Genomic DNA, 17,710 nt, shown 5'->3' with positions numbered 1-17,710 from the left:
TTACGGTTAAGAAGTGTGGTTAACCTACATTGTCCCCCAAGCGCGCGCAAGAACCCAATGAGAAGCAAATGCAGATTCGAAAAACGCCATGCCCAACAGTCGGACATGGCGTTGATTTTATTGATGTTTTGATCGCGGGGTTAAACTGGCTATTCACCAGATAGCAAGCCCGTTCTTATGGCACGGTATAAAGCATCCCGAACCAGTGCCAACGTGAATCCGCCCCCATCGCGGTGCAATTGATCCGCCAGCGCCCGCTTGAAATCGGGCCATCAAGGCGAATTTCAACCCGCTCCTCACCCAGGCGCGACATGGTCGGGGTCCCTTCGGACGGGTAGCAATTCATTCCAGGTGCCGGTTCGGCCAGGGTAAAGCCAAATGCCGGCGGGTTGCGGGACAGGGTATAGTCGCTTGGTGTAATATCACTGACCACGAGCGGCAGGGAATTGGCCGCCAGATCAAAGCGATCCATCGCCCCGTAATGCTCATTCAGCGCAAAGCGCGGCAAATACATGAAGTCCGAGCCGGTATGCATCGCACCGCTTTGCTGACCAAAGGATGCGCGATAACCCGCTTCCTTGACCGCTGCGATGACCTCTGAACTGGCTTCGCCGTAAGGGTAGGCAAAGATTTCGGGCACATAACCCAGCTCGGCCTCAAACCGCTCGGCGGAATGGGCAAGCTCGGCCTTGACCGTCTCGATATGCAGATCCGGCAGATGGGAATGGTTCTGGCTGTGGCCGCCAATCGTCACGCCAGCCTCGGACAACTCACGCACCATGTCCCAGGTCATGTAGTTGGCATACCCCGAATCAAGCTGTTCGGTGGAGACAAACACCGTGAAAGGCATGTCGTTTTCACGAAATACCGGCCAGGCTTTTTCATAAACAGAGCGATAAGCATCATCAATCGTGATGCCAATGGTCCGATCCGGCAGTCCGTTGCCATCTGCAAGCGCACTGACGATCTGCGGAACGCCCATCACGGTATAAGGTCCGCTTGTCAGTTCTTTTACATGGGCGGTGAACTGGTCCATCGTGATGTTGGTCGACGGATAGTCACCCTCGCCAAAGCGATGATACATAAACACCACGGCCGAGGTCGCATCGCCACCGGGCACCATCACTTCCTCAGCTGCGCTTTCCGCCGCATCTGCTGGTGCGGGCTCCTGCACGGTTGCCTCAGCCACGGGGGTTTCGGTTGTCGATACTTCGGTTTTCGGGGCTTCAGTTTCGCTGGCCTCCGTTTCCGGGGCCTCGGTTACATCCATTGCCGTCGACGCGGCTGGTGTTTCCTGAACCGCGTCCTCGGTTGCCGGGACTTCGTCTGAAGCCACCTGAGCAAAACCCGTTGACGCCCCAACAGTAAGTCCAACCGCGAAAGAGACACCAAGAATAAGGCCCTGCAATCTGCGCGGCGACGTCACCTGCATGAATGCCGAAATCGCGCTGTGCCCTTTGGTCTCAATTGCCATATCTGCTTCCAGTATCTTGCGATTCACCCACGCCGCGACGCAACCCGTTTGCGCCTCGGGTCTCCCCCCAGTAGAAAACCCGTCTCCTGCCCAACGCAGAGCGTTATGCAGGGTCATTTTGACTTCGAAAATACCAGTGAACTGATTGTTTTTCCACAGTTCATATGGGGTCTTGCCAATTGTGCATTGCGTCATAAGCGATAAGCTCCCTATATCGATAGTTTGCCGACCTCATATTACGAAAGAAGCCCCATGCTTGATTCTGATGGACTAGACCTTCTGTTCCGCAATGGCCGTACCCACAATGTCTGGCAGGACAAACCGGTTGATCCGGCCCTGCTCAAACAGGCTTGGGACCTGACCGTTCTGGCTCCGACCAGCGCCAATTGCGAACCGATGCGCATTACCTTTGTCACCACCGATGAAGCACGCGAACGGCTTAAACCGTGCCTGGCCCCCGGCAATGTTGAAAAAACCATGACCGCCCCGGTGACCGCCATCATCGCCCACGACATGGAATTCTACGAAAAGCTGCCCGACCTGTTCCCGCATACCGATGCACGTTCATGGTTCGCTGGCAAGGATGATGCCATCAAGGCCACCGCGTTTCGCAATGGCACCCTGCAGGCGGGCTATTTCATCTTAGCCCTGCGCGCACTTGGCCTCGATAGCGGGGCGATGTCGGGCTTTGACAACGCAAAGGTCGATGCCGAGTTCTTTGCCGGCACGCCCTATAAAAGCAACTTCCTGCTCAATATCGGCTACGGCGATGGTAGCAAGCTCTTTGATCGCCAGCCGCGTCTCGGTTTTGATCAGGGTGCTGAAATCATCTGATCAAACGCCCATCTGGTATCTGTCGGCGGGCCGCAAAACACACGCTCGCCGACCGATGGAGTCCGGATGTCCCGACCAATGCCGTGACCGTCACAAGCCGATGATCAGCCGCCTTGGGGACGCCGGACCCGACAGATATTTTCAATCACTTCAAGGCTCAGAAAACTGTCATCAAACTTTTATTTGATCTTTACCGGCGCATAACCATTTTAGGTCCACTTTTTAATACGCGCGTGCTAAACCCCCGCCACACATTTAAACAGGAGCGTTAATTGGGTTTCCGCCAATTGATACTTACGGCTTTGGCCGTTGCCTTTCCGGTCGGCATTGTCTTCATCGTCCTTGCGGCGATGGGGCAGCTTGGCGTGGGAACAGCACTCCTGTCGGCAATCCTGTCCTTTGTCGGCGTGGTGGCGATGTTGCGCATCTATTTCGGCGATCTGCGCCGCGTGGCCCGCTATGCCACCGATTTACGCGACCGATATAAAGGCACCCCGCCGCAACACATTTCCTTTGCCGCCGCGTCCGAGCTGTCTTCGCTTTATACCCAGATTGCCGCAGCCTTCCGCGATCGCATCGCCCTGCTTGAAGCGCAAACCAGCACCGATGCCGAAATCCTTGATCATCTTCCGAACCCGGTTGTGATGGTCAATCGCCAGCGCGTGGTGACCGGCTTTAACCGGGCGGCCAAGGGATTGTTTCACAATCTTGAACTCGGCCGTGACCTGACCCGGTTCATTCGTGACCCGATCCTGCTGGATGCTTTTGATGACGTCGCCAGCGAACGTCAGACCATGAAGCATGCGGAGTTTGTTCTGGCATCTGACGCGCACCGTCACTTTGACGTGCTGACCGCACGCCTGCCGGCTGCGACCGGGGACCGCAACTATGTCCTGACATTCTCGGACCTGACCGAACTTCGCAAGCTTGAGCAAATGCGCGCGGACTTCGCAACCGACGCCGGGCATGAGCTGCGCACCCCGCTTTCGGTTCTGCTTGGCTTTATCGAAACGCTTGAAGGCCCGGCCAAGGATGATCCGGATGCACTTAACCAGTTCCTGCCGGTCATGCGCGATCAGGCCCAGCGCATGCAGCATCTGATCGAAGATCTGCTGTCACTGGCCCGGATTGAGCTCAACGAACACACCCCGCCATCCGAGGACTGCAATGTCGGCAAGATCATTGGCAAGGTCGCCGAAAGCCTTGCCATGAAGGCGCAGGACAAGGGCATGAATATCCGTGTCACCAGCACGCTTGATGACACCGAAATGGTGGGCGAGGAAAAGGAACTGACCCAAGTATTTGTCAATCTGGTCGAAAACGCCATCAAATACGGCCATGCCAATTCAGATGTCGAAGTCTCGATCAGTCTGGCCAAAAACCCGCCCGGCGCACTGGCCCGCTTCCGCCATGACCGCATCATGGCTGTTGCCATCCGCGATCATTCCGATGGCATTGCCCGTGAACACCTGCCGCGCCTGACCGAGCGTTTCTATCGTGTCGATACCGCCCGTTCGCGCGCGGTTGGCGGTACGGGCTTGGGCCTCGCCATCGTCAAACACCTGGTGCAACGCCACCGCGGCACCATGCAGATCGAAAGTGAACAGGGCGTGGGATCGGTCTTTACGGTCTATCTGCCAGCCAAAACCGGCGGAAATGTCCGGAAACTGCATTCAGCGTGAATGGTAAGATTACCGTAAGTCCTTGATAAAGATTCGAAAATAAGCAGTTGAATCTTTTGAATAAATCTGATATGTTTCCTATAAGATCTGAAACTAGGCATAACCTAGTAGTAGGATCTTCCCGGCGGGAGGTAACACTCCCGCCCTTTTTAAAGCTCCACAACCCCAAGTGGATGGCTGCCACTAGCTCTCTTGTTCAATACACCATCCAATCTTTCGAAATACTTCCCCGCTCTCTTGCGTTTCACATAACCGTTTGGAGCGTAATACTGCTTCAGAAAATATGCGCAAACATCGCATATCTGGATAGGAAGAGAGTCCTTGGAATCCTTTTCGTGAGGATCTTCAATAATCTTTACAATTGGCAGATCTCGATAACCAGCACCATTCCTATTAGGAACCGGGTTATAAACTGACATTCTGCGCACCAATCTCGTCAACTTTTCTCCCGAAGTTGCATCTGTAAAAACCAAACCATAATCAGTTCGATAAGCTCCCGGAAAGTTACCGCTTCTTAGAGTATTTTCGAATCTTTGAAAAAGCGCCTGCCAAGCATTGTTAAAAACATCGTAGTCTTCTGGCTTGTTATCTTTACGAACCACAATGTTGGTTATTGATATGAAATCATATTTCGCAATCTCGTCGAGTACATTGCGCATAATTGCAAGTCTGTCATGCTTGGCAATATTGAAAACTTGTTTGCGAATATACTCTGAAGCATGAAGCTCCGCACGAACTGGCAACCCATATCTGTCATTCAGTCGCTTACGAAGGCCGACAAGGATTTCGATAAACTCACGCCAACGCGTTTCGTGAACTACTAAGCCCGTAAGTACAAAGTACTGTGTGTGCAGCGCCTCAACACCGGTATCACCGCTTTCATCGACATACATGAGATACACGGCATTTCCTTATTATGTTGAAAATAAACTTATAAATTCAACCACAGGAACAAATATCGTGCAATAAAACAAAAAGGCCAGCAACAGTGTGCTGGCCTTTCGCATCTCTGATCTGATCAAATGTTTCGATTACAGAATAAACTTCGAAAGGTCGGTATCCTTGGCGAGATCTTCGACCTGCTCGCGGACATAGGCCGCATCGACCTTGAAGGTCTCACCAGCACGGTCGGTGGCGGTAAAGCTGATGTCATCGAGCAGCTTTTCAAGCACCGTATGCAGCCGACGCGCGCCGATATTCTCGACCGTCTCGTTCACATTGGCCGAAATCTTGGCAATTTCATCGACCGCATCATCGGTGAAGTCGAGTTTGACGTCCTCGGTCTGCATCAGGGCAATATACTGTTTGATCAGGGATGCTTCCGGCTCCATCAGGATGCGGCGGAAGTCACCCTCGGTCAGCGCCTTCAGCTCAACACGGATCGGCAGGCGGCCCTGCAATTCCGGCAGAAGGTCGGATGGCTTGGCCAGATGGAACGCGCCCGAGCAGATAAACAGGATATGGTCGGTTTTGACCGTGCCATGCTTGGTTGAAACGTTCGTGCCTTCGATCAGCGGCAGCAAATCACGCTGAACGCCTTCACGAGACACATCACCGCCGCGTTCCTGACGCGCGGTGATCTTGTCGATCTCATCAAGGAACACGATGCCGTTCTGTTCGACATTTTCGATCGCCTCGGCGGTGACCTTGTCATTATCAAGAAGCTTGTCGCCTTCTTCATCAATCAGGCGTTCAAAGGCTTCTTCGACCGTCATGCGTTTCGGCGTCGTGTTGTTGCCAAACGCTTTGCCGAACATGTCGTTCAGGTTCATCATGCCCATCTGTGCACCGGGCATGCCCGGGATATCGATGGTCGGCATCGAGGCCGAACTGCTTTCCTGAACGTTGATTTCGATCTCTTTTTGCTGAAGCTCGCCTTCGCGCAGCATCTTGCGGAACTTCTGGCGGGTTTCCGGCGAGGCATTTTCACCGACCAGACCATCCAGAATGCGTTCCTCGGCCTGCATTTCCGCCTTGGCATGGACTTTCTTGCGCATGCTTTCGCGGGTCAGGTCGATGGAGACTTCCACCAGATCACGCACGATCTGTTCAACATCGCGCCCGACATAGCCGACTTCGGTAAATTTGGTCGCTTCGATCTTGATGAACGGCGCCTCGGCCAGTTTGGCAAGGCGGCGCGCGATTTCGGTTTTACCGACACCGGTCGGACCGATCATCAGGATGTTTTTCGGCAGCACTTCATTGCGCATGGTTTCGTCAAGCTGCTGACGGCGCCAACGGTTGCGCAGCGCAATGGCGACCGCACGCTTGGCATCCTTCTGACCGATGATGTGCCGGTCCAGTTCGGAAACAATTTCGCGCGGGCTGTAATGTTGGGTCATAAATTTATTCCGTATCTTTTTGCGACGAATGCAGAAGCGGCCCATTCAATTTAAACGTCGATTTTCGTGGCGAAAATGATGGAGCCCGAGAACCGGAGCGCAGCGCACTTTGATGTGCGTGAGCACCGGAAGCGCAGGTCTTCGTTATTTGCAGCCCGAAAGGCGACGTTCGTTGGCACCGCTATTTGGCATCCTCGATATCGATTTTTTCAAGAAGGACATTGCCGTTGGTGTAAACGCAAATCTCACCGGCAATCGCCATCGCCTTGCGGGCAATTTCCTCGGCACTGAGATCCTGATCAATCAGGGCGCGCGCCGCAGAAAGCGCATAGTTACCACCCGATCCAATGGCAATGATGCCATCTTCGGGTTCAAGAACATCGCCCTGGCCGGTCAGAACCAGTGACACATCCTTGTCGGCCACCGCCATCATGGCTTCGAGCTTGCGCAGATAGCGATCGGTCCGCCAGTCCTTGGCCAGTTCGACACAGGCGCGCATGGTCTGGCCCGGATGACGGTCCAGCTTGGCTTCAAGCCGCTCAAGCAGGGTAAAGGCATCTGCCGTTGCCCCGGCAAAGCCCACCATGATCTCGCCTTTCTGGCCGATCCGGCGCACCTTGCGCGCATTGCCCTTGATCACCGTCGGACCAAGCGAGACCTGACCATCACCGGCCACCACGACTTCGTTGCCCTTGCGCACGGACAGGATCGTCGTGCCATGCCAGCTTTGTTGTTCGCTCATGAATAATCCTTGAATCTTCTCGATTGCTTCGCCCAAGAGTTAGCACGGCAGACGCCCCGGTCAAGGGCCAAGGCGGCGCGCGCGCTTTCCCCAAAACGCAAACACAGTTTCAATCGGCCCTTCCATAAAAATTTCAAAGCACTCAAGGGCCACATGCTTTACCCTTGGGGGCAGAAAAGAATTTCAAGAACGACAGGACCAGAACCCATGACCAGCACCGACCTTACCCAAACCCATCTTGGCAAATGCATCCTTGCCGGTCAGTGCAAAATCAAGGCGGATCTGGTCCTGCGCAATATCGGTTTGCTCGATGTCATCACCGGCAAGGTCACCGAAACCGATATCGCCATTGTCGGCGACCGGATCGTTGGCACCCATGATACCTATGCCGGCGAGACCGAGATTGATTGCACCGGCAAGTTCGCCGTTCCGGGCTTTATCGATACCCATCTGCATATTGAAAGCTCGCTCGTTACCCCGCTTGAATTTGATCGCTGCGTGCTGCCGCATGGCGTGACTACGGTGCTGTGTGATCCGCACGAAATCGCCAATGTGCTGGGCGCCGAAGGCATCAAATACTTCCTTGATTGTTCTGAGCAGACCGTGATGGATGTGCGGGTCAATCTGTCATCGTGCGTCCCGGCCACCGCGTTTGAGACCGCTGGCGCGCGGCTTGAAATCGAAGACCTTCTGCCGTTCCGCTCGCACGAAAAGGTCGTCGGGCTGGCAGAAATGATGAACTATCCCGGCGTGCTCAACCTTGATCCGGGCATCATGGCCAAGCTCGAAGCGTTTCAGGATGGTCATATTGATGGTCACGCGCCGCTGGTGCGGGGATCAGACCTCAATGGCTATATGGCCGCCGGCATCCGCACCGATCACGAAGCCACCTCGGCCGAGGAAGCCCGCGAAAAACTCGCCAAGGGCATGGCAATCCTGATCCGCGAAGGATCGGTGTCCAAGGACCTTGAGGCCCTGGCCGAAATTCTCGATGAAAACAGCTCAAGCTTCTTGGCACTCTGCACCGATGACCGCAATCCGCTCGATATCGGCGAAGAAGGTCACCTTGATAGTCTTGTTGCGCGATTAATTGGGCATTTGAAGGCGCGTAATTGCCCGATCCATCATGCCTATCGCGCCGCGTCCCACTCGGCAGCACGGATTTTCGGCCTGCGCGACCGTGGTTTGATCGGGCCGGGCTGGCGGGCTGATATCGCCATTCTTGATGATCTCGATAGCTGCAACGTCACCGATGTGATTGCCAGTGGTCGCCTTGTCACCAAGGACCTGTTCGCCAAACGCAAAACCATCGACCCTGTCGGTCTAAGCTCAATGAAAGCCACCCCGGTCTCGACACAGGCATTTGCCTGCGACCCCAAACCGGGGCAGAACCAGACCCCGGTGATCAAGGTCAAGCCGGGACTTATCCTGACCTTCCGCGATGAAGCCACACTTGAAATTGGCGAAAACGGCCTCAAACCCGATCTTGATAATGACGTCATCAAGGTGGCCGTCGTCGAACGCCATGGCATCAACGGCAATATCGGACGCAGCTTTGTGCGCGGCTTTGGCCTGAAACGCGGGGCGATTGCCTCATCCGTCGGGCATGACAGCCACAACATCACCGTGGTCGGCGCAAATGATGCCGACATGGCCGCCGCCGTCAATCGCCTGATTGAAATGGGCGGCGGCTTTGCAGTTGCCGATGGCGGCAAGGTCACCGCCGAACTGGCCCTGCCGGTTGCGGGTCTCATGAGCCTTGAGCTGTTTGAAACCGTCGAGGAACACCTGATCGATTTGCGCAAGGCGGCCAAGGATCTGGGATGCGTTTTGCCCGAACCGTTCCTTCAGGTCGCCTTCCTGGCCCTGCCGGTGATCCCGCACCTGAAAATGACCGATCGCGGCCTGTTTGACGTTGATAAATTCGACTTTGTTTAGAACAACTCCAAGTAACCATTATGATTTTTTTCACCTGACTACTCAACTTAATGTTGTTTTTCACCCATCGCGGCTTAATCTAAAGGTATGATTATACGAACAGGTGGCACTCCGCTGCCTGGCATGATGGACATTCTATCAGGTGAAAATCAGGCTTCAGATTGGCGTTACCGCTGCGTTTACGACGATTGCGGTTGTGATGCTGGGTGTGACGGTCGCCTTTCTCTATGAAAGCAATCGTAACCTTGCGCTGCAAACCGCACGTGCCGAGATGGAAAATGCCCGGCAGAAAACCATTGATGGCCTGATCAACGTCATCGTGCCCGTTGGGCAGGTTGTCACCACCACAGCCGATATGATCAATGCCTTCCCTGATACGATATCCGAGCCCACCGGTGGATCGGTCATGGCAAGCCAGATCAAGGGTCTGTCACAAGTTTACGGCCTGTTTTTCGGGTTCGAAGACGATGGGCGGTTCTTTCAGGTTGTCCAGATCCCCGAGGAGCTGAAAACATTCGGCCCGAACAATAGCCCCATACCCGATCAAAGTCGGATCATCTATCGCACGATTGATTACGCAATGTCGGGCAGCAAGCTTGATACCTACCTTTATCAATCGGACTGGGGCACAGTTACCGGCACGGAATATAGCGAGGTCACCTATGACCCGAGACGCCGCACCTGGTACGAGGGCGCAAAGCAAAAAGACGACGTTTTCGTGAGCCCGTTCTATACGTTTAACAGTACAAACAAACCAGGTGTAACCTTTGCCAAGCGGGTCATGAACCCGGATGGCTCTCTGATGGGCGTTCTTGGTATCGATCTGACACTCGATAGCGTGACGAAAATTTTGGGAGATATTCGCATTGGTGATGAGGGCCGAGTCTTCATGCTCGGCAAGGAAAACCGGGTACTGGCCTATAGCGGCCCCTATGGAAGTAATACAAACGAGACGTTCTTTAAGATCGGCAATCGCGAAATCAAAGATCCGATTGTCAGTCGCGCCATCACACATTGGAGCAACCATCCCGACACCTTCTTTGAATTTGTCGATGAAACCGATGGTAAAAAGTACCTCGCTTCTGCGGCGGCGATCCCGGAAACATTTGGCGTATCACCGGTTCTGGGCCTGATCGTGCCCGAGGACGAGTTTGTCGGCGATATCAAGGCAACCACGCAAAACGTCCTTAAGATCGCGACTGCGATCCTGGTCTTCACCATCATTCTGATCGCCATCATTTCGCGCATGCTGAGTCGGCAAATCAATGCCGTCGCCAAAGAAGCCGAAAAGATCGGCCAGTTTGATCTGGGCGGCGATTTCAATATGGAATCGCATATCTACGAGGTCGATGCCCTGTCCAAGGCCGTGGCAAACATGAAGCTCAGCCTGAAAAGCTTTGGTGCCTATGTCCCGGCCGATGTGGTGAAATCAATCATGTCAGACGGCAATCCGGTGGAAATCGGCGGCGAATCGCGTGAACTATCGATCATGTTTACCGACATCGAGGGCTTTACCGCCAAAACTGAAAACTATTCGCCGACCGATCTGGCACATGAGCTTTCGAACTATTTTGCCGCAATGGAACAGCAGATCACCATCAACGGCAATGGCACCATCGACAAGTATATCGGCGATGCCATCATGGCGTTCTGGAACGCGCCAACCAGCGACCCCGACCATATCGATCATGCCTGCAAGGCGGCACTGGCCTGCCGTTTGGCCGGAAGGCGGCTTAATTCCATCTCGCAGGATTCAAGTCTGTTTCCGCTTTACACCCGCTTTGGCCTGCACACCGATCAGGTGGTTGTCGGCAATGTCGGCTCCGAACATCGCCTGCAATACACAGCCCTTGGCGAGGCGGTGAACCTTGCCTCGCGGATCGAGGGGCTCAACAAGATTTACGGCACCCGCATCCTTGTCAGTGATGCCGTCGCCAAACGTGCATCCGACAACTTCCTGCTTCGATATATTGATCGTGTCGTCCCGCTGGGTACCAGCCTGCCGATTGATATCTATGAATTGATTGGCGATCGGGATGATAAGACCAATGCCCTTGTCGATATTGCCGCACAGGAAATCGAAATCGCTGCCTGGGATGCCTGCATGGACCTCTATCACGATCAGAAATGGGCCGAGGCACATGATGCCTTCAAGGCCCACTTGGGTGCGGCAACCACACCAAAACTGGTTGAAATCTATATCGAAAGATGCCGGGAATTTATCGATCATCCGCCAGAACAAAACTGGGATGAAGTCAATCATCTGACCCGGAAATAACCCCAAGATCACCGCACAGCCCGATGAGCTGTCCGATGCAGGTGGAAAAACCGATGATTGCGGCCAATACGTAGGCACCTAAAACTGGCTTTTGGGCAGCTTTATTGCTACATACGACCCGTCATATGCATCAATATCTGCAGGAAAGGAGCTTTGCATGCGCAAGGCCCGCGTTGAGCGTAACACAAACGAAACCCAGATCATGGTCGAAGTGAACCTTGACGGGACCGGCGTTTATGACGTCGAGACCGGGGTCGGGTTCCTTGATCACATGCTCGAACAGCTTTCGCGTCACAGCCTGATGGACCTTAAAGTCCGGGCCAAGGGCGACCTGCATATTGATTTCCACCACACCACCGAAGATAGCGGCATTGCCATCGGCGAAGCCTTTGCCAAGGCGCTTGGCGACAAGAAGGGCATCACGCGTTATGGCAGCTGCCTGCTTCCGATGGACGAGGCGCTGACCCGTGTGGCACTTGATATTTCAAGCCGTCCCTATCTGATCTGGAATGTCGAATTTACCCGCGACAAGCTGGGCGATATGGATACCGAGCTGTTCCGTGAATGGTTCCAGGGCTTTGCCCAGGCGGCCGGCATCACGCTGCATGTCGAAAACCTGTATGGTGAGAACAACCACCATATCATCGAAAGTGCCTTCAAGGCGCTTGCACGGTCCTTGCGCACGGCAATCGAAATTGATCCGCGCAAGTCCGATGCCATTCCCTCGACCAAGGGCACGCTTGGCGGCTCCTTGTAAGCAGGTCAGTTCGATCTGATCGAAAAGTAACCGGTGGCAGAATTGATAACAAACTGCCACCGGCCCAAAGAACCGGTTTTCGATGAAGGTTTACACAGTCCATACCCATCCCGGCGATGCCGATCCGATGGAAAACGCCATCCTGATCCGCGAAGGCTTCAATTTCTGGGCCTTTCTGCTGTCGGGTCTTTGGGCGTTGTACCATCGCCTGTGGCTGGGCTTTATCGGCCTGGTCGTGGTGTCGCTTCTGTGCACCTTTGCGGTCGAGCTGTTTGACGGCGGGCCGGAAATGGACTTTGCGCTGGCCCTTGTGACCGGGATCGGCTTTGGCCTGATTGCCAATGATCTGCGCCGTCGCAAGCTGGCCGCAAATGGCTGGCAGATGATTGATATCGTTGCCGGCCACGATGAAACCGACGCCGAACATCGCTGCTTTGAGCGGTCAAAAAATTCCCGGCTGCGCGTCCCACAGTCCGCAGCTGCCCTTACCTCCACCCCCTCAACCGGGAGCCCATCCTACCCATGAGTGTTGCGATTATTGATTACGGTTCCGGCAATCTGCGCTCTGCCGCCAAGGCGTTCGAGCGTGCTGCGCGTGAAACCGGCTTTTCTGACGAGATCATTGTCACCGATGACCCGGAAAAGGTCCGCAACGCCAGCCATATCGTGCTTCCGGGCGTTGGTGCCTATGCCGATTGCCGGGCCGGTCTGGATGCTGTCACCGGCATGGTTGATGTCCTCACCGAACAGGTGATCAAGGGCGGCAAACCGTTCTTTGGCATCTGTGTCGGCATGCAGTTGATGTCGACCGTTGGCCGTGAATTTGTCGTCACCGACGGCCTTGACTGGATTGCCGGCGAGGTTGTTGCGATCGAGCCCAGCGACCCGTCGCTTAAAATCCCGCATATGGGCTGGAACGAGCTGGTGCTTGATCCGGCGGGCAAGGCACACCCGGTGCTGAACGGCATTTCCGATGGCGATCACGCCTATTTCGTACACAGCTATCACATGCATGTCACCAACCCGGATCAGCGTCTGGCATCGGTTGCCTATGGCGGCGACCTGACGGCCATGATCGGGCGTGACAACATGATTGGCACCCAGTTCCACCCGGAAAAAAGTCAGAAAACCGGGCTGACCATTATTGGTAACTTCCTGGGATGGAAGCCATGATCGCACCATCAGATACCATTGATCCGGGTGTAAGTGCTGAACGCGTCACCGAACTGACCGCAGGCGAGCTTTCCGACATTGTCGATGCCTGTACCCAGGCGATTGTCGAAGGTGGCGGCTTTGGCTGGCTGACCCCGCCGGATCGCCCGGACATGGAGAAATACTGGCGTGGTGTGTTGTTGATGCCCGGTCGCCATCTGTTTGTATCGCGCGTTGATGGCGTGATATCAGGTGCGGCCCAGCTGATCGAAACCCCGGCCAATCTCGAAGCGCAACGTCATTCTGCCCAGATTTCCGGCCATTTCGTTGCCCCCTGGGCGCGCGGGCGTGGCAACGGCAAGGCGATTGTGCGTTCGATTGAATATTTCGCCCGTGAAGCGGGCTATAGCGTCTTGAAACTCGACCTTCGCGAAACGCAGGAAGCCGCCATCGCGCTTTATAACGGGCTTGGCTATGTCCGTTGGGGGATCAACCCCTATTACGCGATGGTCGATGGCAAGATGATCGAAGGCTATTACTACACCAAGAAAATACAGGACACCGATCAGTGAACCTTTATCCCGCAATTGACCTGAAAGACGGCGCCTGTGTGCGCTTGCTGCGCGGCGACATGGACAAGGCAACCGTGTTTAACGATGACCCGGGCGCACAGGCCGGCGAATTTGTGCAAGCGGGCTGTCATTGGGTTCATATCGTTGATCTGAACGGCGCCTTTGCCGGTGAGCCGGTCAATGGTGCAGCAGTGGACTCCATCCTTGCCGCCGTCTCGGGTAAGGCCCAAACGCAGCTGGGTGGCGGTATCCGCACCATGGAAACCGTTGACTATTGGCTCACTAAGGGCATCACGCGCGTGATCCTGGGCACAGTAGCCCTTCGCAATCCGGATTTCGTCAAGCAAGCCTGCGCAAAATGGCCGGGCCGGATCGCGGTTGGCATTGATGCCCGTGATGGTTATGTCGCGGTCGAAGGCTGGGCGGAAACCTCCGAAGTCACAGCACTTGAACTGGCCCAGAAGTTTGAAGATTGCGGTGTGGCGGCGATCATCTTTACCGATATCGACCGGGATGGTGCGATGGGTGGCCCGAATATCGAGTCCACCGTGACCCTGGCATCGGAAATCTCGACCCCTGTGATCGTCTCGGGCGGGGTTTCGTCGCTTGATGATCTGGTCGCGGTCAAGCAACACACAAGCTCGGGCATTGATGGCGCGATTTCCGGTCGTGCGCTTTATGATGGCCGCATCGATCTGGCAGAGGCCATCGCGGCCCTTTCGTAACCGACCCAACAGGAAACAGACCATGCTGAAAACCCGTGTCATTCCCTGTCTTGACGTCAAGGACGGCCGTGTCGTCAAAGGGGTCAATTTCGTTGATCTGATCGATGCCGGCGATCCGGTCGAACAGGCGCGCATCTATGATGCCGAGGGCGCAGACGAGCTCTGCTTCCTTGATATCACGGCATCAAGTGATAACCGCGACACCATCTTTGATGTGGTCGCCCGCACGGCTGAGGCCTGCTTCATGCCGGTCACCGTTGGTGGTGGGGTTCGTACCCTTGAAGACATCCGCAAGCTGCTTCTGGCCGGTGCGGACAAGGTTTCGATCAATACCGCCGCGGTGAAAAACCCCGATTTCGTGCGCGAAGCCGCGCGCAAGTTCGGCTCGCAATGCATTGTGGTCTCGATCGATGCCAAATCAACCGGCCCGGACAAGTTCGAAATCTTTACCCATGGCGGGCGTGAACCCACCGGGATCGATGCTGTTTCGTTTGCAAAACAAATGGTCGAATACGGCGCGGGGGAGCTTCTTGTCACCTCGATGGATCGAGATGGCACCCAGTCGGGCTTTAACATCCCGCTGACCAAAACCATTGCTGACGCTGTCCATGTGCCGGTTATTGCCTCGGGCGGGGTGGGGACGCTGGACCATATGGTCGAAGGGGTGCGTGATGCCCACGCATCAGCCGTTCTTGCCGCCTCGATCTTCCATTTCGGCACCTATCGCATTCGCGAGGTCAAGGACCACATGAAAGCGGCCGGTATTCCGGTGCGCGAGGACTGAAATCATGCCCGATACGGATAAAAGCCAACATATCCTTGATGCGCTTTACGCAACCGTCTCTGCCCGCAAGGGTGCGGACCCGGAAACCAGCTATACCGCCAAGCTGTTTGCCAAAGGCACCCCCAAAATCGCCCAGAAAGTCGGCGAAGAGGGCGTTGAAACCGTGATCGCCGCTTTGGCCGAAAGCCCGGAAAAGGTCGCGTCGGAAAGTGCCGATCTGCTGTATCATCTGACCGTGCTTTGGGCCGATCAGGGGGTTAATCCCGAAGGTGTCTGGAAGATCCTGGCGGAGCGTCAGGGCATTTCAGGTATTGCCGAAAAGGCATCGCGCAGCAAAGATTAGATTACTAAATCTTGGAATGGTGGAGAGTTAAATGACTGATAAAGGTTCAACCCAAGGCAGCGGTAAACTCCACCAAGAAGTTAGAAAGCTCGAGAAAATCTCTGAAAATGGTCCTGTTCATCTAACCGAGGATGAACACACTGGAGATCGGTTTCTAATTTATTCTGATGCCCATGGCCTTCAGGTGCAGATCCATTACGAGGGTGATGCTCTGTGGATGACGCAGGCTCAATTGGCGGCGCTATTTGGCCGTGATGTGTCTGTCATTTCAAGGCACATTAGTCATATTTTGGAAGACGGTGAGCTCGATAGCGAGAGCAATTTGCAAAAAATGCAAATTGCTTCCTCTACAAAACCTGTCACGCTTTACAGCTTGGATATGGTGATATCTGTAGGGTATCGCGTTGCCTCAAAAGAAGCGACGATGTTCCGAAAATGGGCAACCGAGAAGCTTGTTCAATTTGCATTGAAAGGCTTTGTTGTAGATGTAGAACGCTTGAAAAACCCTGATCAGCGCGATCATTTCGCCGAACTTCGCGAAATCATTCGCGAAATCAGAGCATCAGAAGCAAACCTCTACAAAGAAGTAAGGCAAATTTGCTCACTTTGCAGCGACTACCATTTGCAGACGGAGAAAGACAAGAATGTGTTTTTTGCGACCATTCAGAATAAGTTGCATTACGCCGTTACAGGCATGACAGGCGCTGAACTCCGAATGCATCGAGCAGACGCAAACTTGCCGTCAATGGGCTTGAATTCTTGGTCAGGCGAATACCCCCTTTCAAAAGATGTGTACACTGCAAAAAACTATCTTGGAGACGCCGAGATTAGAGACCTCAACCGGTTTACGGGCATGCTTCTAGATTATTTTGAACAGGAAACAGATTTACAGCGTTTGGTTACGATGGACGATGCGCGGTCTTCTCTGGATAAATTTATCCGAAACAACGAGCGCCCTCTGCTCAGTGGACCAGGTACGACATCGAAAAGCGCTGCAGATGCCTATGTAAAAGAGCAATATCAAATCTTTGCTGAAAAAAGACGGAACCTTACAAGCGAATAACCGCACGAAAAAATTTGTCGTAAATCCAATAAGAATTTCAGGAGCATAATTATGGCCGTTCAGCCCTACGATCCGGAAAACATCTTCGCCAAAATCCTGCGCGGTGAAATCCCGTGCACCAAGGTCTATGAAGATGACCATGTGCTGGCCTTCAATGATATCGCGCCCCAGGCCCCGACCCATGTGCTGGTCATCCCCAAGGGCGCCTATACCAGCTATGACGACTTCGCGCAGAATGCCTCGGACGCCGAAATCATCGCCTATACCCGCGCAATCGGCAAAATCTCCAAGGAAGCTGGCGTCGTGGAAGACGGCTACCGCCTGATCGCGAACACCCGCGAACACGGTCGCCAGGACGTCCCGCACCTGCATGTGCATATCCTGGGTGGCGAAAAACTGCCGCGGATGCTGCCAGGCGCCTAAGCGACCAAAACCCCATTCAAAAGGCAGGGTCCCGCATTTCGCGCCCTGCCTTTTTTGTCCCGACACGGACCTGAAAACATCAATGGTATCCAACGTCCCCACCGCAGCCGAGATTTTCCAGGCCCTTACCGGCAACTGGACGCTCATGCGCGATCTGGGGGAGGCCGGGCAGTTTACCGGCGATGTCACGTTTCATGCCGCCGATCCGGCCCAACCCAACGTACTGCGCTATCGCGAGGAGGGGCTTTTGACTCGCCCGGACGGCAAGCGGTTTGATGGTTATCGGGAATATGACTTTGTCCTGCACGAGGACTTGGGCGCGATTGAGCTTCTGTTTCGTGATCCTTTGAGTTTCGGCAATCGCTATGTGCTGCTGCAGTTTGGCGAAGAGAGTGAGCCGGGTGAAACAGGCGAAACCGGTCTCTGTGCGCGTGACATTCACCCCTGTGGAGATGACTTTTATCACCATTGCATGATCTGGAACGGGCCAGATCATTTCGAAACAAAAATAAAAATCACCGGTCCGAAGAAAGATCACCTGCTGCACAGCATCTATCGCCGCGCCTAGCACCGTACCACGCGGAAAATACCTACTTACTTA

18 protein-coding genes are annotated in these 17,710 nt (G+C 54.5%); 14 read left to right on the top strand and 4 right to left on the bottom strand.

What is annotated here, in order from left to right; translation table 11 throughout:
• Nucleotides 1-175: 175 nt before the first annotated feature.
• Complete coding sequence (locus ACXAF0_RS02000; RefSeq protein ID WP_475343137.1) at nucleotides 176-1,474, bottom strand: polysaccharide deacetylase family protein; 1,299 nt, start codon at nucleotides 1,472-1,474, stop codon at nucleotides 176-178.
• 252 nt (nucleotides 1,475-1,726) lie between these two features.
• Here ACXAF0_RS02000 and ACXAF0_RS01995 point away from each other — a divergent pair, with 252 nt between their 5' ends.
• Both ACXAF0_RS01995 and ACXAF0_RS01990 read left to right on the top strand, forming a co-directional pair.
• Nucleotides 1,727-2,308: a malonic semialdehyde reductase gene (locus ACXAF0_RS01995; RefSeq protein ID WP_475343135.1), complete on the top strand. Its 582-nt coding sequence runs from the start codon at nucleotides 1,727-1,729 to the stop codon at nucleotides 2,306-2,308.
• 272 nt (nucleotides 2,309-2,580) lie between these two features.
• A complete protein-coding gene (locus tag ACXAF0_RS01990; protein ID WP_475343133.1) occupies nucleotides 2,581-3,990 on the top strand; it encodes an ATP-binding protein in 1,410 nt (469 codons plus the stop codon).
• 149 nt (nucleotides 3,991-4,139) lie between these two features.
• Here the strand turns inward: ACXAF0_RS01990 and ACXAF0_RS01985 are convergent, their stop codons facing one another.
• The 3 genes from ACXAF0_RS01985 to hslV all read right to left on the bottom strand — a co-directional run bounded on the left by ACXAF0_RS01985 (nucleotide 4,140) and on the right by hslV (nucleotide 7,074).
• Entirely contained in the window at nucleotides 4,140-4,883 is a 744-nt protein-coding gene (locus tag ACXAF0_RS01985) for a DUF3800 domain-containing protein (protein ID WP_475343131.1), read from the bottom strand.
• A gap of 138 nt (nucleotides 4,884-5,021) precedes the next feature.
• Nucleotides 5,022-6,332 (bottom strand): ATP-dependent protease ATPase subunit HslU, encoded by a 1,311-nt coding sequence (gene hslU / locus ACXAF0_RS01980; RefSeq protein ID WP_475343129.1) that lies wholly within the window; start codon nucleotides 6,330-6,332, stop codon nucleotides 5,022-5,024.
• Between the two features lie 181 nt (nucleotides 6,333-6,513).
• Nucleotides 6,514-7,074: an ATP-dependent protease subunit HslV gene (gene hslV, locus ACXAF0_RS01975; RefSeq protein WP_475343127.1), complete on the bottom strand. Its 561-nt coding sequence runs from the start codon at nucleotides 7,072-7,074 to the stop codon at nucleotides 6,514-6,516.
• A 207-nt stretch (nucleotides 7,075-7,281) separates the two neighbouring features.
• On the opposite strand from hslV, the gene ade reads away from it, so the two are divergent.
• The 12 genes from ade to ACXAF0_RS01915 all read left to right on the top strand — a co-directional run bounded on the left by ade (nucleotide 7,282) and on the right by ACXAF0_RS01915 (nucleotide 17,677).
• Complete coding sequence (gene ade, locus ACXAF0_RS01970; protein WP_475343125.1) at nucleotides 7,282-9,012, top strand: adenine deaminase; 1,731 nt, start codon at nucleotides 7,282-7,284, stop codon at nucleotides 9,010-9,012.
• A gap of 142 nt (nucleotides 9,013-9,154) precedes the next feature.
• Nucleotides 9,155-11,290, top strand: a complete 2,136-nt coding sequence (locus tag ACXAF0_RS01965) for a cache domain-containing protein (RefSeq protein ID WP_475343121.1) — start codon at nucleotides 9,155-9,157, stop codon at nucleotides 11,288-11,290.
• A 157-nt stretch (nucleotides 11,291-11,447) separates the two neighbouring features.
• The gene (hisB, locus tag ACXAF0_RS01960; RefSeq protein ID WP_475343118.1) at nucleotides 11,448-12,047 is read left to right on the top strand and encodes an imidazoleglycerol-phosphate dehydratase HisB; all 600 of its coding nucleotides are present in this window, start codon (nucleotides 11,448-11,450) and stop codon (nucleotides 12,045-12,047) included.
• A gap of 82 nt (nucleotides 12,048-12,129) precedes the next feature.
• Complete coding sequence (locus ACXAF0_RS01955) at nucleotides 12,130-12,573, top strand: DUF2628 domain-containing protein (RefSeq protein WP_475343116.1); 444 nt, start codon at nucleotides 12,130-12,132, stop codon at nucleotides 12,571-12,573.
• A complete protein-coding gene (hisH, locus tag ACXAF0_RS01950) occupies nucleotides 12,570-13,220 on the top strand; it encodes an imidazole glycerol phosphate synthase subunit HisH (RefSeq protein WP_475343114.1) in 651 nt (216 codons plus the stop codon). Before ACXAF0_RS01955 ends, hisH begins: the two co-directional genes overlap by 4 nt.
• Nucleotides 13,217-13,771: an N-acetyltransferase family protein gene (locus tag ACXAF0_RS01945; RefSeq protein ID WP_475343113.1), complete on the top strand. Its 555-nt coding sequence runs from the start codon at nucleotides 13,217-13,219 to the stop codon at nucleotides 13,769-13,771. Before hisH ends, ACXAF0_RS01945 begins: the two co-directional genes overlap by 4 nt.
• Nucleotides 13,768-14,496, top strand: coding sequence for a 1-(5-phosphoribosyl)-5-[(5-phosphoribosylamino)methylideneamino]imidazole-4-carboxamide isomerase (hisA, locus tag ACXAF0_RS01940; RefSeq protein WP_475343112.1), 729 nt, complete (start codon nucleotides 13,768-13,770; stop codon nucleotides 14,494-14,496). The genes ACXAF0_RS01945 and hisA overlap by 4 nt, the downstream gene beginning before the upstream one ends.
• A 22-nt stretch (nucleotides 14,497-14,518) precedes the next feature.
• On the top strand, nucleotides 14,519-15,280 hold the full coding sequence (hisF, locus tag ACXAF0_RS01935) for an imidazole glycerol phosphate synthase subunit HisF (RefSeq protein WP_475343109.1): 762 nt from the start codon (nucleotides 14,519-14,521) through the stop codon (nucleotides 15,278-15,280).
• Between the two features lie 4 nt (nucleotides 15,281-15,284).
• Nucleotides 15,285-15,623, top strand: coding sequence for a phosphoribosyl-ATP diphosphatase (locus ACXAF0_RS01930; RefSeq protein WP_475343107.1), 339 nt, complete (start codon nucleotides 15,285-15,287; stop codon nucleotides 15,621-15,623).
• Nucleotides 15,624-15,654: 31 nt separating this feature from the next.
• Nucleotides 15,655-16,686 carry a RhuM family protein gene (gene rhuM, locus ACXAF0_RS01925; RefSeq protein WP_475343103.1) on the top strand — a complete coding sequence of 344 codons (1,032 nt, stop codon included), beginning with the start codon at nucleotides 15,655-15,657 and terminating at the stop codon, nucleotides 16,684-16,686.
• A gap of 51 nt (nucleotides 16,687-16,737) precedes the next feature.
• A complete protein-coding gene (locus ACXAF0_RS01920; RefSeq protein ID WP_475343100.1) occupies nucleotides 16,738-17,109 on the top strand; it encodes a histidine triad nucleotide-binding protein in 372 nt (123 codons plus the stop codon).
• Nucleotides 17,110-17,191: 82 nt separating this feature from the next.
• On the top strand, nucleotides 17,192-17,677 hold the full coding sequence (locus ACXAF0_RS01915; protein WP_475343098.1) for a DUF6314 family protein: 486 nt from the start codon (nucleotides 17,192-17,194) through the stop codon (nucleotides 17,675-17,677).
• Nucleotides 17,678-17,710 lie beyond the last annotated feature (33 nt).

It is taken from the genome of Thalassospira sp. ABD4_177 (assembly GCF_056160125.1).
This window is presented reverse-complemented; position numbering and strand designations above follow the sequence as displayed.

Bases quoted from the DNA above. Each gene is read 5' to 3' on its own strand.
- ACXAF0_RS02000 (WP_475343137.1), bottom strand. From the start codon at position 1,474: ATGGCAATTGAGACCAAAGGGCACAGCGCGATTTCGGCATTCATGCAG.
- ACXAF0_RS01995 (WP_475343135.1), top strand. From the start codon at position 1,727: ATGCTTGATTCTGATGGACTAGACCTTCTGTTCCGCAATGGCCGTACC.
- ACXAF0_RS01985 (WP_475343131.1), bottom strand. From the start codon at position 4,883: ATGTATGTCGATGAAAGCGGTGATACCGGTGTTGAGGCGCTGCACACA.
- hslU (WP_475343129.1), bottom strand. From the start codon at position 6,332: ATGACCCAACATTACAGCCCGCGCGAAATTGTTTCCGAACTGGACCGG.
- hslV (WP_475343127.1), bottom strand. From the start codon at position 7,074: ATGAGCGAACAACAAAGCTGGCATGGCACGACGATCCTGTCCGTGCGC.
- ade (WP_475343125.1), top strand. From the start codon at position 7,282: ATGACCAGCACCGACCTTACCCAAACCCATCTTGGCAAATGCATCCTT.
- hisB (WP_475343118.1), top strand. From the start codon at position 11,448: ATGCGCAAGGCCCGCGTTGAGCGTAACACAAACGAAACCCAGATCATG.
- ACXAF0_RS01955 (WP_475343116.1), top strand. From the start codon at position 12,130: ATGAAGGTTTACACAGTCCATACCCATCCCGGCGATGCCGATCCGATG.
- hisH (WP_475343114.1), top strand. From the start codon at position 12,570: ATGAGTGTTGCGATTATTGATTACGGTTCCGGCAATCTGCGCTCTGCC.
- ACXAF0_RS01945 (WP_475343113.1), top strand. From the start codon at position 13,217: ATGATCGCACCATCAGATACCATTGATCCGGGTGTAAGTGCTGAACGC.
- hisF (WP_475343109.1), top strand. From the start codon at position 14,519: ATGCTGAAAACCCGTGTCATTCCCTGTCTTGACGTCAAGGACGGCCGT.
- ACXAF0_RS01930 (WP_475343107.1), top strand. From the start codon at position 15,285: ATGCCCGATACGGATAAAAGCCAACATATCCTTGATGCGCTTTACGCA.
- rhuM (WP_475343103.1), top strand. From the start codon at position 15,655: ATGACTGATAAAGGTTCAACCCAAGGCAGCGGTAAACTCCACCAAGAA.
- ACXAF0_RS01920 (WP_475343100.1), top strand. From the start codon at position 16,738: ATGGCCGTTCAGCCCTACGATCCGGAAAACATCTTCGCCAAAATCCTG.
- ACXAF0_RS01915 (WP_475343098.1), top strand. From the start codon at position 17,192: ATGGTATCCAACGTCCCCACCGCAGCCGAGATTTTCCAGGCCCTTACC.